Origin of the sequence: Actinomadura rugatobispora (assembly GCF_042656285.1) — a bacterium.
GTDB classification, from domain to species: domain Bacteria; phylum Actinomycetota; class Actinomycetes; order Streptosporangiales; family Streptosporangiaceae; genus Spirillospora; species Spirillospora rugatobispora.
This window is the reverse complement of record NZ_JBHSON010000029.1, coordinates 39,016-51,252: the sequence shown is the minus strand read 5'-3', so window position 1 is coordinate 51,252 and position 12,237 is coordinate 39,016. Positions and strand designations below refer to the sequence as shown.

General features: G+C 69.0%; 12 protein-coding genes and 1 pseudogene. 9 read left to right on the top strand and 4 right to left on the bottom strand.

Features of this window, described 5'->3' with window-relative positions; translation table 11 throughout:
* The first annotated feature begins 8 nt into the window (after nt 1-8).
* The 3 genes from ACFPZN_RS21360 to ACFPZN_RS21350 all read left to right on the top strand — a co-directional run bounded on the left by ACFPZN_RS21360 (nt 9) and on the right by ACFPZN_RS21350 (nt 3,072).
* Nucleotides 9-545 (top strand): hypothetical protein, encoded by a 537-nt coding sequence (locus tag ACFPZN_RS21360; protein ID WP_378283823.1) that lies wholly within the window; start codon nt 9-11, stop codon nt 543-545.
* Nucleotides 546-634: 89 nt separating this feature from the next.
* Entirely contained in the window at nt 635-1,843 is a 1,209-nt protein-coding gene (locus ACFPZN_RS21355) for a DUF4192 domain-containing protein (protein ID WP_378283822.1), read from the top strand.
* Nucleotides 1,844-2,571: 728 nt separating this feature from the next.
* Nucleotides 2,572-3,072 carry a VOC family protein gene (locus ACFPZN_RS21350; RefSeq protein WP_378283821.1) on the top strand — a complete coding sequence of 167 codons (501 nt, stop codon included), beginning with the start codon at nt 2,572-2,574 and terminating at the stop codon, nt 3,070-3,072.
* On the opposite strand, the pseudogene ACFPZN_RS21345 reads toward ACFPZN_RS21350, so the two are convergent.
* A pseudogene (locus ACFPZN_RS21345) lies at nt 3,048-3,302 on the bottom strand (helix-turn-helix domain-containing protein); the annotation flags it as partial. The gene ACFPZN_RS21350 and the pseudogene ACFPZN_RS21345 sit on opposite strands and share 25 nt — an antisense overlap.
* A 240-nt stretch (nt 3,303-3,542) precedes the next feature.
* Entirely contained in the window at nt 3,543-3,911 is a 369-nt protein-coding gene (locus ACFPZN_RS21340; protein WP_378283820.1) for a hypothetical protein, read from the bottom strand.
* A 187-nt stretch (nt 3,912-4,098) separates the two neighbouring features.
* Here ACFPZN_RS21340 and ACFPZN_RS21335 point away from each other — a divergent pair, with 187 nt between their 5' ends.
* Nucleotides 4,099-5,010: a polysaccharide deacetylase family protein gene (locus ACFPZN_RS21335; protein WP_378283819.1), complete on the top strand. Its 912-nt coding sequence runs from the start codon at nt 4,099-4,101 to the stop codon at nt 5,008-5,010.
* A gap of 122 nt (nt 5,011-5,132) precedes the next feature.
* On the top strand, nt 5,133-5,657 hold the full coding sequence (locus ACFPZN_RS21330; RefSeq protein WP_378283818.1) for a DUF1707 and DUF4870 domain-containing protein: 525 nt from the start codon (nt 5,133-5,135) through the stop codon (nt 5,655-5,657).
* Nucleotides 5,658-5,711: 54 nt separating this feature from the next.
* Here ACFPZN_RS21330 and ACFPZN_RS21325 read toward each other — a convergent pair whose 3' ends face one another.
* Both ACFPZN_RS21325 and ACFPZN_RS21320 read right to left on the bottom strand, forming a co-directional pair.
* Nucleotides 5,712-5,879, bottom strand: coding sequence for a hypothetical protein (locus tag ACFPZN_RS21325; protein WP_378283817.1), 168 nt, complete (start codon nt 5,877-5,879; stop codon nt 5,712-5,714).
* A 306-nt stretch (nt 5,880-6,185) separates the two neighbouring features.
* On the bottom strand, nt 6,186-6,725 hold the full coding sequence (locus tag ACFPZN_RS21320) for a DUF1707 SHOCT-like domain-containing protein (RefSeq protein ID WP_378283816.1): 540 nt from the start codon (nt 6,723-6,725) through the stop codon (nt 6,186-6,188).
* A gap of 348 nt (nt 6,726-7,073) precedes the next feature.
* Here ACFPZN_RS21320 and ACFPZN_RS21315 point away from each other — a divergent pair, with 348 nt between their 5' ends.
* From ACFPZN_RS21315 to ACFPZN_RS21300, 4 genes are all read left to right on the top strand, one after another.
* Complete coding sequence (locus tag ACFPZN_RS21315; RefSeq protein WP_378283815.1) at nt 7,074-8,441, top strand: FAD-binding oxidoreductase; 1,368 nt, start codon at nt 7,074-7,076, stop codon at nt 8,439-8,441.
* Nucleotides 8,442-8,541: 100 nt separating this feature from the next.
* The gene (locus ACFPZN_RS21310; protein ID WP_378283814.1) at nt 8,542-9,807 is read left to right on the top strand and encodes a class I SAM-dependent methyltransferase; all 1,266 of its coding nucleotides are present in this window, start codon (nt 8,542-8,544) and stop codon (nt 9,805-9,807) included.
* A 126-nt stretch (nt 9,808-9,933) separates the two neighbouring features.
* On the top strand, nt 9,934-10,830 hold the full coding sequence (locus tag ACFPZN_RS21305) for an alpha/beta fold hydrolase (RefSeq protein ID WP_378283813.1): 897 nt from the start codon (nt 9,934-9,936) through the stop codon (nt 10,828-10,830).
* Between the two features lie 108 nt (nt 10,831-10,938).
* On the top strand, nt 10,939-12,210 hold the full coding sequence (locus ACFPZN_RS21300; protein WP_378283812.1) for a cytochrome P450: 1,272 nt from the start codon (nt 10,939-10,941) through the stop codon (nt 12,208-12,210).
* Nucleotides 12,211-12,237 lie beyond the last annotated feature (27 nt).

Sequence of the window (12,237 nt, the reverse complement as noted above, 5' to 3'; positions counted from 1 at the left end):
GGACGACCATGAAGCACACGCTCCGCGCCCTGTGGCGACACCCCAGGCTCCCCGTGGCCCTGGCTGTCATCACCATCCTCCTGGGCGGCGTAGGGGCCTGGTCGGCCCGCCAGGCGCACGCCCTCAACAGCGGGACGACCGCCGACAACGCCGCCCTGACCGACAACGCCCGGACGAGCGCGCTCAAGGGCGAGGTCACCGACATCGTCAACACGGTCTTCTCCTACAACTACACCGACGTCGCCAAGACCGAGCGCGCGGCGCAGACCCTCCTCACGGGCAAGGCCGTGCAGCAGTACAACCAGATGATCGCCGTGGTCCGCACGCAGGCCCCGACGCAGAAGCTGGTCCTCACCACCACGGTCACCGACAGCGGGGTCCGCATGCTGAACGGCGACCGCGCCCGCCTCCTGATCTTCGCCGACCAGCGCAGCACGCGCACGGACAAGAACCAGACGGCCTACTCCGCGGCGATGTTCTCGGTGAGCGCCGTCCACCGCGAGCGCCGGTGGCAGATAGACAACATCGACACCTTCCTCAAATAGGGACAATTCCGAAGGGCGTCCCGGCACCACTTATCCACAATTCCCGCAACCCCTTCCAGGCCCCCGCCCGACCGGCCAAAGTCGAAGGCATGAACCCACCGACCGGCCGGAACCCCATGGTGATCCGCTCCATTCCCGACGCGATCGCCGCCGTCCCCTACCTCCTGGGCTTTCACCCGTCCGAGAGCCTGGTGGTCATCGGTTACGACGGGCCGCACAACATGTGCGCCATTCGCGTCGACTTACCCGCGCGGGACGACCGCGCCGAAACGGCCGCCACCGCCGAGCGGGTCGTGTCCGTTCTGGGCGACAACGGTTTCCGGCGGGCCCTGATCCTCGGGTACGGCCCGGCGGATCAGGTCGACGCTGCCGCCTCCACCATCTGGGACGGCCTGGCCGCCCACGGCCTCTCCCTGACCGACGCCGCCCGTGTCGCAGACGACCGCTGGTGGTCCCTCACCTGCGTGGACGCGGAGTGCTGCGCCCCCGGCGGCAACCCGTACGACAGTTCCCTCACCGTCGTAGCGGCCCAGGCCACCCTCGCCGGAAAGGTCGCCCTGACCGACCGCACCGAACTGGCCCGCTCCATCGCCCCCGTCACCGGCAAGGCCCGCGCCGCCATGCACGAAGCCACCGCCCGAGCCGAGGCGCGCCTGAAATCCTGGGCCGTCGAAGGCCTCTCCCAATCCCAGTTCCACCAGCGGATGCTCCAAGAAGGCCAGTCACTGCTCATCCGCCTGCGCGGCGACGAGCCACCCACGGACAACTCCCCGTACCGCCACTCCACCCCAGAGCCGAAAGCGCTCTACCAACGTCCCACGGGATCAAACGCCCAGCACCCCAGCGCCTTCGACCGCTCACCACCCCCGACACGAAAGCCGCCGACCAACTCCGCCGGCCGGCCCAGCGACGATGACGTGGCCTGGCTCAGCGTCCTGCTGACCAACCTGCGTGTCCGTGACGAGGCCTGGGTGCGCATCGACGAGGAACAACCCGACGACGACATCGATTTCTGGCGCGACGTCCTGCGCCGCGTGGACGAGCCGTACGCGACCGCCCCAGCCTGCCTCCTGGCGTACGTCGCCTACGTCTCAGGAGACGGCGGCCTGGCCAACATCGCCCTGGAACGAGCCGACCCCGACTACTCCATGGCGACCCTTCTCGGATGGGCGTTCGAGGCGGGAGCACCGCCGTCCTTGGTCCGGCTCAACATGACGCCGGAAGACCTGGCCGCCGCCCACGCAACCCAAGACGCCCACTCCACCACCCCAGGAAGGGAGGGGCTTCTGGACCGATGACCCGGCGGGCCTGCTGCGAGGTCAACACCATCCCTTCCCTCCTTCACAAACCACGCAGCAGGCCGCCGCCCGTACATCAACCCTGAACAAGCAACCGACCCCTGCGACCAACCGCCCCAAACCCGCCAGCGGAGGCAGCGTGGTTCGGCCGGTGACAACGTCGCGCGGTGTTGGTCCTGGTGGACGACCCGGAACGCTGCGGTCGATAGAAACCTGGGCCATGGACGGCGGGCGGCGCGGCACAACGGCAGCGCGACGCCGGCTTCAGGTGGCGTCGGCCATCGGTCGCCATCATCGCGATGCCGCAATGTGCCGCCTATGCCCGCGGCGCCATGGAGCGTCGGGTGGCACGTAGCCCGTCAGGCGCGTCTCGGAGTGGGGCTCAGGTACCGCGCGAGTGCGCTACTCGGGTGGTGAGGCGATGTCGGGGGCGAGCTACCGACCAGCTCGCGAAGCGATGTTGTGTTCGCTGAGGCCCGGTAGGTGGGAGCCGATGCGGTACGGAAGCGCCATGAGTGCGTCCTAGTCAGATGAGTGCCGCTGGCCGACCACCTAGACGATCAAGTCCTATGGTTGGCCCGTCTGGCGAGAATCTGACTCGTCCCGGACGACCCTGGTGGGGTGATGTGGGTCGTCATCCATCGGGCGCCTTCTAGGACAGGGACTGACCTACAGCGGACCTAGCGTCATCGCCACGTTGAGGCGTTCGCACCCCAGGAGGCAGCCCGATGTCCGTCAAGCCTGTTCCCCAGGGCTACACCACCGTGACGCCGTGGATCATCTCTCGCGACACAGTGCAGCTCATCGACTTCATGAGGAGGGCGTTCGACGCGGAGGAGCTTGCGTGCCTCGCCGGCGAGGACGGAAGCGTCGCGCATGCGGAGGTGCGGATCGGTGACTCGGTGGTGATGATGTTCGACGCGCGGCCGGAGTGGCCGCCGACCCCCGGCTTCCTCCGTCTCTACGTCGAGGACGCTGACGCCGTGCACCGGCAGGCCGTCGCGGCCGGCGGAACCTCGGTCACCGAGGTCACCCACCTGTTCTTCGGAGACCGGGTCGGGCGGGTGCGCGACCCGCTGGGCAACCTGTACTGGATCCAGACCCGCATGGAGGACCTGAGTCCGCAGGAGATGGAAAGCCGCCTCGGCGACCCCGAGTTCACCAAAGCGATGGAGTACGTCCAAAGCGCCGACTTCTTCCCCGGACGGGATGCGGCGCGGTTGGTGTAGCGGTCGGCTGGAGCGATCGTGCATCCCCGCACGGCGCCCAGCCGCCGGTAACGGTCCGCCCAGCGGGCGGCGGTGGTGTGGGCCACCTGGAACCGTTCCGCCGCCCTGCGCAGTGGCCGGCCGTCGTCCACGACGCACCGCGCCAGACGCAGTCTGCCGGTCGGGGTCAGCGGGGCGTTACGGTGGGACGCGAGGGCCTCCTGGCGATCGGTGCAGACGTCGCAATCCACACCGAACCCATCAGGCCCTCACCCGTTCAAGCACCCAGCCCGCGTGTCACCAACGTGCCGGGACAGCACACCTAGGGCGTGTCTCGAAGTGGCCTCGGGGATTGCGCGAGCGCGTTCGCCTGGGAAGCGATGCCGGAGGCGAGCAGCTACTCCGAAATTGCGTGGTGATGTCGCGTTCGCCGAGGGCGGTTGGGGGCGCGTCGTCAGGCGAGCGTTGTGGGGCGGGCTTCGAGATACGGGCTAGCTGACGGCTTCGCCGGGGGAGCCCGGGTCTAGGCGGCGTTCGCGGTTGCGCTCGTTCCAGGCGCGCATGCGCGGTGGGTAGCCGACGATCTGCACGTCGTAGACGGGCAGGCCGAGTTTGTGGGCGACCTTGCCGATGACCTGGGGCGACCCGACCCGGCGGCGGGTCCATTCGCCGTCGTGGGCCACGGCCACGGCGGTGGTGTCGGTGGCGAAGGTCTCCGGCTCGACATAGAACTCGACGCCCTGGCGGCTGCGCGCGAACGCGATCAGCGCCTCGATGTCGGAGTCGGTGGCCTCGCGGTCGAGCCTGGTCACCGTCGAGCCACGGTGCTTGCGAATCCCGAATCGGTCCCGGAACCTCATCGGCGTGTCCCGTCGTCTCGTGCCGCCCCGGAACCGCTCCGGAGTCACTGGGCCGTATGACCCTAACGAGTATCGGGTGGAATGGGGTTCCCGACACAGGCGAGATATGCCCGGACGCCGGCCCCCGCGCCCCTACACTGTCGGGTCGAACAGATCAACAATGGGCGCGTGAGCCGAGGGAGCGTTCATGACGTGGCGGCGCGGAACGGTCGTGGTGCGGCGTTCGGCGGCGGTGGTGATGGGGCTCGCTTTGTGCGGGTGGCTGAGCACTCTGGCTCCCGTCCCGTCCACGCTCGTCTCCGCCCGTACCGGCGAGCGTCCCGCACAGGCCACGACGGTCGCCGGCGCCAAGGTGAGCCAGCGTCCTGTGCCGGCTCCCAGTGCGTCACCCACGCCCAGCGTCTCACCCACGCCCAGTGCCTCATCCACGCCCAGTGCGCCGCCCGCGGGCGGCGCCGATTGCAGGCGGATGAAATGCGTCGCCCTCACCTTCGACGACGGCCCGATGGGTGTCACGGCCCAGTTGCTCGACATCCTGGCCGCGCGCAAGGTGAAGGCCACGTTCTTTCTGGTCGGCCAGAACGTGGAGGAATTCCCGCACCTTGTTCGGCGTGAGGCCGCCGAGGGCCATGAACTCGCCAACCACAGCTATTCGCATGCCGACCTCGGCCGCTCCTCGAACTCGAAGGTGACGGCCGAACTCGTCCGCACTCAGCTGGCCATCAAGAAGGCGACCGGTGTCACTCCCACCCTGATGCGCCCGCCCTACGGATCGACCGACAAGCAGGTCGCCCGCATCACCAAGAAGCTGGGCCTCGCCCAGGTGCTCTGGACGGTGGACCCGCTCGACTGGCAGGTGCGCAACTCCAAGAGGGTGGAGCGCAAGGTCATCGGTGGCACCCGCAACGGGACCATCGTGCTGATGCACGACATCCACCCCACGACCGTCGCCGCGGTCCCGCTCATCATCAATCGCCTGGCGGCCAAGGGGTACGTCTTCGTGACGATCTCCCAGCTCTACGGCAAGCCCCTCACCCCGGGCAAGGAATACACCGAGCGCCGCGTGGCCGAGCCGCGCACTCCCCCTGTGGAACCTTGACATTCAGCGTTCGTTGTCTAAATACAACGGCCGTGTCGTCCCCGAGTCGGGTGTCGGATCTCAGGGGCGTCTCAGGGGCTTCCCGGATGGTGGGCACGCGTGCCCGGAGCGAGGATTGACGTATGAACGGTGGATATGCGGCCGCTGAGCTGCGGGTTTCGGACGCGGAGCGGGAGCCCGTCATCGAGCGGCTCCAGGAGGCGTACGCCGAAGGGCGCTTGGACGAAGCCGAATTCGACATGCGCATGCATCTGGCCATGACGGCCAAGACGCGGGGGGATCTCGCGCCGGTCCTGCAGGACCTCGCCCCCGCCCCGAACCTCGACGCGGCCCTGAAGGGCACCGGCCCTGCGCCCACGGGCGAGGACAGGATGCTCGCGGCCGTCTCCCACGCGCTGGGGGTCCCCACCCTGTTCGTGGGCCCGCTGGTGATGATGCTGCTGAGCGGCAAGCGCTCGGAGTACGTCCGCCGGCACGCGGCGGAGGCCCTCAACTTCCAGCTCACCCTGCTCCTGATCACGATCGTGACGTTCGGGCTCGGCAGCATCGTGTACGCGATCAGCTGGGCCGTGGCCGCGGTCGCCGCCGTGGTGGGTCTCACCGGCCAGCAGTTCCGCTACCCCTGGATCCTTCGCCTGGTGAAGTGACGCCGGCCGGCGACCGCGCGGGTCGCGATTCGTCCCGTGCCGGAAACCCGGTCACTATTCAGCGGTCCGGCGTCTGCGATTTCTCGTCGACGCACAGCAGCGCGGCCCGTTCGGGCGGTACAGCCCGACCGCATCGTCGACCTTGTCCATGGACAGCGGATCGGCGGACTTGAGGTCGAAGTGCCGCCAGATCCGCCCGATGGTCCCGGTGCGTTCGGCCATCGACGCCCGTGACCACCCGCACTACTTGTTCGACCTGGTCCAGCGGGATCGGCGGCGGCCTGCCCGTGCTCGATGAACCGCCTGCGCCACTTGGCCGCCGTTGGCGGCGAGGCTCGCAGCTCGGCGGCCACATGGCTGTTGAACGCGCCGCTGTCGACGGTCGTCGGCCACGCCGAGATCCTGACCGGCGAACGTGAAACGGGGTTCAGTAGCGTCCCTGCGCTCAAGGGACGCTTGGCCTGTGTTCTGGCTGGTCTATGCCGCGCGAGGGAAAGCGGGCTCTTGTGGCGTCGGCCTGGTGCGGGGTCAGCGTCTTGCGTGGCGGATCTTCAGTCGTCCCAGACCCATGGTTCCGGAGATCCGGATCTTCGGGCCGCCGGGGCGGGCGGGGCGCCGGGTCTTGTAGAGGGTGTCCTTCCACACGGTGCGCAGGTCCTCGACGTCGACGGTCGCGTCGCGCGGGACGGTGATCTTGGCCCTGCCGGTGCCGAGCTGCAGCTCGATGTCGACCACCGGGTGCTCGATGACCGCGCGGGACAGGTCCAGGTGCACCTTTCCCAGGGCGGACTCGACCTTGAGGGTCCGAGGCACGCGCCATGCGCCGCGGCGGCGGATCCGTCTGCTGAGGGCGGCGATCGTGGAGGTGGCCGCGTTCTGTTCCGGGAGCGAGTCCAGAGCCGTCTCGAGCGCGCTGTGCGTCTTGGCGGTGAGTATCTGGTGGAGGCGCTCGTCCATCTCCTCGTGCGAGATGTGCCCCTCGGTGTACGCCTCCTGCACGCGCTGCACGGCCGTGTCCCGGTCGTCGTCGTTGATCAGCGGCCGCGGCTCTTTCGGTACGGGGGGCACCGTTTCACTCTAGCGCCGTGAGCGTGCTCCGGTTTGTGGCAGGCAAGGCGTTCGATAAGGGGCCGACCGCTCGTCGGTGGGGTCGTGCACGCGGCGCGCCTCTGTGTCACGGGCCTGCGTTGGCGCGGTTTGGACGCGGGGGTGTCAGGGATTGTTTCGGGGGTGGTGGAAGGTGTGGGCTGGAGGGGTTGCGGGGAGAGTTCAGAGGGCCGCTGGGTGGGAGGAGAGGGGGCGGGGCAGCGGGTGGTTGGCGCGGTTTATTCCCTTACGTACCTGTGATCACCCTCTCGCCCAAATTATGTGGAAGATACATAGGATCATCGCTTTACTTGGGCACGGGAGGGGTGCATGACAGAGCTTCTGATCAAGGGCGATCATCAGCGGGCGGTCGAGGCGCTGCGCAGGTCGTACGAGGCGATCCCGGCGGGGGCGCCGGTGCGGCTGGCCAAGCGGACCTCCAACCTCTTCCGCTGGCGGGACCCCTCGGACGCGCCGGGCCTCGACGTGTCGGGGTTCGACCGGGTGCTCGAGGTGGATCCGGAGGCTCGCACGGCCGACGTGCAGGGCATGACGACCTACGAGGACCTGGTCGACGCGACGCTGCCGCACGGGCTGATGCCGACCGTGGTGCCGCAGCTGAAGACGATCACGCTCGGCGGGGCGGTGACCGGGCTGGGGATCGAGTCGAGCTCGTTCCGGCTGGGGCTGCCGCACGAGGCGGTCCTGGAGATGGACGTGCTCACCGGGGACGGGCGGATCGTCACGGCGACGCGCGACAACGAGCACAGCGACCTCTTCTACGGGTTCCCCAACTCCTACGGGACGCTGGGGTACAGCCTGCGGCTGAAGATCGAGCTGGTCCCGGTGAAGCCGTACGTGCGGGTGCGCCAACTGCGGTTCGACGACGCGGCGGAGCTGTCGCGGGTGATGGCGGAGATCACCGAGGCCGGGTCGTACGACGGCCAGAGCGTGGACTTCATGGACGGCACCGTCTTCGGCGCCGGCGAGCAGTACATCACCCTCGGGACGTTCGCCGACACCGCGCCGTACACCTCGGACTACACGGGCCAGGAGATCTACTACCGGTCCATCCAGACGCGGTCGGTCGACTTCCTGACGGTGCGCGACTACCTCTGGCGGTGGGACACCGACTGGTTCTGGTGCTCGGGGGCCTTCGGCGTCCAGCATCCGGTGGTGCGGCGGCTGTGGCCGGACAAGGCCAAGCGGTCGGACGTCTACCGCAAGCTCGTCGCCTACGACCGGCGCTTCCAAGTCCTGGCCCGGGTCGACCGCTGGAGGGGGCAGCGTCCCAGGGAGGACGTCATCCAGGACATCGAGGTGCCGGTCGGGCGGCTTCCCGAGTTCCTGGAGTTCTTCCACGAGAAGGTGGGGATGAGCCCCATCTGGCTGTGCCCGCTGCGCGCGCGCGAGCGCTGGCCCCTGTATCCGCTGGAGCAGGGGCGCACGTATGTCAACGCGGGTTTCTGGGGGACGGTCCGGCTTCCCCCGGGGCAGATCCCGGAATACCACAACCGGCTTATCGAACGCAGGGTCGCGGCCCTTGACGGGCACAAGTCCCTCTATTCGACTGCTTTTTACAGCCGTGACGAGTTCTGGCGTTACTACGACGGGGAGACCTACCGGCGGCTCAAGGAGTCGTACGACCCCGGGCAGCGACTGCTGGATCTCTACGACAAGTGCGTGCGCGGACGCTGACCGGCCAGGCGCGTCCGCGTATCGGGGGGAGCCCCCGGTGGGGGCTGGGTGGTGACCCGATGGCCCCTGCCACGGGGGCGTGAAGACAGGAGGATGCATCATGACGCTGGCCAGGGTCTTCGAGGAACTCGTCGGGCCTGAGGCGCCAGTGGAGTTCGCGGCGTACGACGGGTCTCGTGCGGGGGTTCCCGGCGCCGGCATCCGGTTCGACGTGCGGTCACCCTACGCGGTGTCGTACCTGGTGCACTCGCCGGGCTCGCTGGGTTTGGCGCGGGCGTACGTCAGCGGATACCTCGACGTCAGCGGGGACATGTACACCGCGCTGTCCACCATGCAGCAGGTGTTCAGCGATGTGACACCGGGCGACAGGCTGAAGGTGCTCGCCGAGGTCATGCGGGACCCGCTGCTGCGGGCCGCCGTGACCAGGCGCCTGGCGCCGCCGCCGCAGGAGGCTCCGTTCAGCAGGGTGCCGTCGTGGTTGAGGCATTCCAAGCGGCGCGACGCGAAGGCCATCTCGCACCACTACGACGTGTCCAACACCTTCTACGAGTGGGTGCTGGGCCCGTCGATGGCGTACACGTGCGCGTGTTACCCGCAGGACGACTCGACGCTGGAAGAGGCGCAGTTCCACAAGCACGACCTCGTGGCCAAGAAGCTGGGCCTGCGGCCGGGCATGCGGCTGCTGGACGTTGGGTGCGGGTGGGGCGGCATGGTGATGCACGCCGCCAAGGAGTACGGGGTGAAGGCGCTGGGCGTCACCCTGTCCAAGCAGCAGGCCGAGTGGGCGCAGAAGGCCATCGCCGACCGGGGCCTCTCGGAGCTGGCCGAGGTGAAGCACCTGGACTACCGGGACGTGGCGGCGACCGATTTCGACGCGGTGAGTTCGATCGGGCTCACCGAGCACATCGGCAAGGCCAATCTCGGTTCCTACTTCTCCTTTCTGCACGGGAAGCTGAAGCCGGGCGGGCGCCTGCTCAACCACACCATCACCCGGCCGGACAACCTGGCTCCGGCGATGAAGCCCGGCGGGTTCATCAACCGGTACGTGTTCCCCGACGGGGAGCTGGAGGGGCCGGGTCACATCCAGTCGCAGATGAACGACGCGGGGTTCGAGATCCGGCACCAGGAGAACCTGCGCGAGCACTACGCCCGCACGCTGGAGGGCTGGTGCCGCAACCTGGACGCGCACTGGGACGAGGCGGTCGCGGAGGTCGGCGAGGGCACGGCCCGGGTGTGGAGCGTGTACATGGCCGGCTGCCAGCTCGGCTTCGAGCAGAACTGGATCCAGCTGCACCAGACGCTCGGCGTCAAGCTGGACTCCGACGGCAACTCCCACATGCCGCTGCGGCCCGACTGGGGCGCGTGAACGTTCGGTGTGCCGTAGGGCCCCGCTCTCCGTTCCGGGGTGCGGGGCCTTTCCGTCGGCGGGGGTCGCTCGCTCGGCGCGTGGGGATAATGGCCCCCTCCGGTGCGAGAAGGGTGGTCTTCGGTCATGGCGGACGTGGTGCGCGGGACGGTCGAGGCGAACGGCCTGGAGTTCGGCTATCTGGCGGCGGGGCCGGAGGACGGGCCGCTGGCGCTGTGCCTGCACGGTTTCCCTGATTCGGCGCACACGTGGCGGCATCTGCTGCCCGAGCTGGCCGGTGCCGGGTACCGCGCGGTGGCGCCGTTCATGCGCGGGTACGCGCCGACGGCGCTTCCGGAGGACGGCGCGTACCAGACCGGGGCGCTGACGGCCGACGCGATCGCGCTGCACGAGGCGTTCGGCGGCGGCCCGGACGCGGTCGTCATCGGGCACGACTGGGGCGCGTTCGCGACCTACGGCGCCGCCGCGCACGCGCCCGGGCGCTGGCGCAAGGTGGTCACGCTCGCCGTCCCGCCGATGAACGCGCTGATGTCGTCCTTCTTCGCCTACGAGCAGCTCAAGCGGTCGTTCTACATGTTCCTGTTCCAGACGCCGATGGCCGAGGCGGCGTTCAACCGGGATTTCGTCGAGGGGCTGTGGCGCGACTGGTCTCCCGGGTACGAAGCCCAAGCGCGCGCGGTCGACGTCGGTCACGTCATGGACTGCCTGGCCGCTCCCGAGAACGTGGGCGCGGCGATCGGTTACTACCGCGCCATGTTCGACCCCTCGCGGCACGTCGAGCGCTTCGCCGCGGAGCAGGACGCCGTGGGGGCCAAGGGGGAACGTCCCGTGCTGTACCTGCACGGCGCCGACGACGGGTGCCTGGGGGCGGACGTGGTGCTTCCCGGCGGGGACGTGTCGGCCGTGCTGGGGCAGCTGCCGGACGGTTCGCGGGTGGAGTCCGTCCCGGGGGCGGGGCATTTCCTGCACGTGGAACGTCCTGGGGACGTGAACGCCCGCATCCTTGACTGGCTCGCCCGCTGAGCGTGGAGTGAGGTGGGTCACTCCAACGGGTGTCGTCCCGCACCGGTTGACTCTGAGAGGGTTAATGTAAACCGAATGGCGTTCTAGCAGGGGAAGCGGTGGTGCACGATGCTCAAGGTCGAGGACATCAACCTCACGGACTGGGAGTTCTGGCGGAGGCCGCTCGAGCACCGGCACGAGGCGTTCAAGGCCCTGCGCTGGGAGCCGAGCCTGGTGCGCTTCGAGGAGCCCGACATCGTCATCGTCCCGCGCGGCCCGGGCTACTACGCGCTGACCCGGCACGCCGACGTGGTGGAGGCGTCCCGGCGCCCGCAGGACTTCTGCTCCGGCCGGGGCGCGATCAACATTCCCGACATGCCGGGCGACATGCACGAGTACTTCGGCTCGATGATCAGCATGGACGACCCCCGGCACGCCAAGATCCGCCGGATCGTCTCCCGTGCCTTCTCGCCCCGGATGATCCAGCGCTTCGAGGACCAGGTGGAGGAGGTCGCCGCCAAGATCGTCGAGGACGTCGCGGCCGGCGGCGGCACCGGTGACTTCGTCGCGGACGTGGCCGCCCGCCTCCCCCTGAAGATCATCTGCGATCTGATGGGCATCGGCGAGGAGCACTACGGCACCGTCCTGGACGCCACCAACGTCATCCTCGCCGGGAACGACCCGGAGTTCATCCCGCACGACGACCCCGAGCAGGCCGCGCTCGCGCTGCTCACCGCCGGCCAGACGCTCAAGGAGCTGGTCGAGGACCTCGGCCGGCGCCGCCGCGCCGAGCCCACCGACGACCTCACCTCCGCGCTGGTCAACGCCGAGGTGGGTTCGGGCGGCGGAATCGAGCAGGGCGGCGAGTCCCTGACCGACCAGGAGCTCGGCTCGTTCTTCATCCTGCTGGTGGTGGCGGGCAACGAGACCACCCGCAACGCCATCGCGCACGCCCTGCACCTGTTCACGACCAACCCCGGCCAGCGGGCGCTGCTGCTGGAGGACTACGAGGGCCGGATGCCGGGGGCCGTGGAGGAGATCGTCCGGTTCGTCTCGCCGGTGATCTGGATGCGGCGCACCGCCACCCGCGACACCACCCTGAACGAGCACGTCATCAAGGAGGGCGACAAGCTCGTCCTGTACTACTGGTCGGCCAACCGGGACGAGACCGTCTTCACCGACCCCGACCGGTTCGACATCACCCGCAAGCCGAACGACCACGTGGGATTCGGCGGGCCAGGCCCACACTTCTGCCTGGGCGCCCACCTGGCCCGCCGCGAGATCACCGTGATGTTCCGGGCGCTGCTGGAGCGCCTTCCGGAGATCCGTTCGGACGGCGAGCCCGACCGGCTGGAGTCCAGCTTCATCAACGGCATCAAGCGGCTCCCGTACACCTTCTGAGGGATACGGCCGGGGGCGCCGGCGCGG

Bases quoted from the DNA above. Each gene is read 5' to 3' on its own strand.
- ACFPZN_RS21330 (WP_378283818.1), top strand. From the start codon at position 5,133: ATGAACGGTGGATATGCGGCCGCTGAGCTGCGGGTTTCGGACGCGGAG.
- ACFPZN_RS21360 (WP_378283823.1), top strand. From the start codon at position 9: ATGAAGCACACGCTCCGCGCCCTGTGGCGACACCCCAGGCTCCCCGTG.
- ACFPZN_RS21355 (WP_378283822.1), top strand. From the start codon at position 635: ATGAACCCACCGACCGGCCGGAACCCCATGGTGATCCGCTCCATTCCC.
- ACFPZN_RS21325 (WP_378283817.1), bottom strand. From the start codon at position 5,879: ATGGCCGAACGCACCGGGACCATCGGGCGGATCTGGCGGCACTTCGAC.
- ACFPZN_RS21300 (WP_378283812.1), top strand. From the start codon at position 10,939: ATGCTCAAGGTCGAGGACATCAACCTCACGGACTGGGAGTTCTGGCGG.
- ACFPZN_RS21315 (WP_378283815.1), top strand. From the start codon at position 7,074: ATGACAGAGCTTCTGATCAAGGGCGATCATCAGCGGGCGGTCGAGGCG.
- ACFPZN_RS21310 (WP_378283814.1), top strand. From the start codon at position 8,542: ATGACGCTGGCCAGGGTCTTCGAGGAACTCGTCGGGCCTGAGGCGCCA.
- ACFPZN_RS21350 (WP_378283821.1), top strand. From the start codon at position 2,572: ATGTCCGTCAAGCCTGTTCCCCAGGGCTACACCACCGTGACGCCGTGG.
- ACFPZN_RS21340 (WP_378283820.1), bottom strand. From the start codon at position 3,911: ATGAGGTTCCGGGACCGATTCGGGATTCGCAAGCACCGTGGCTCGACG.
- ACFPZN_RS21305 (WP_378283813.1), top strand. From the start codon at position 9,934: ATGGCGGACGTGGTGCGCGGGACGGTCGAGGCGAACGGCCTGGAGTTC.
- ACFPZN_RS21335 (WP_378283819.1), top strand. From the start codon at position 4,099: ATGACGTGGCGGCGCGGAACGGTCGTGGTGCGGCGTTCGGCGGCGGTG.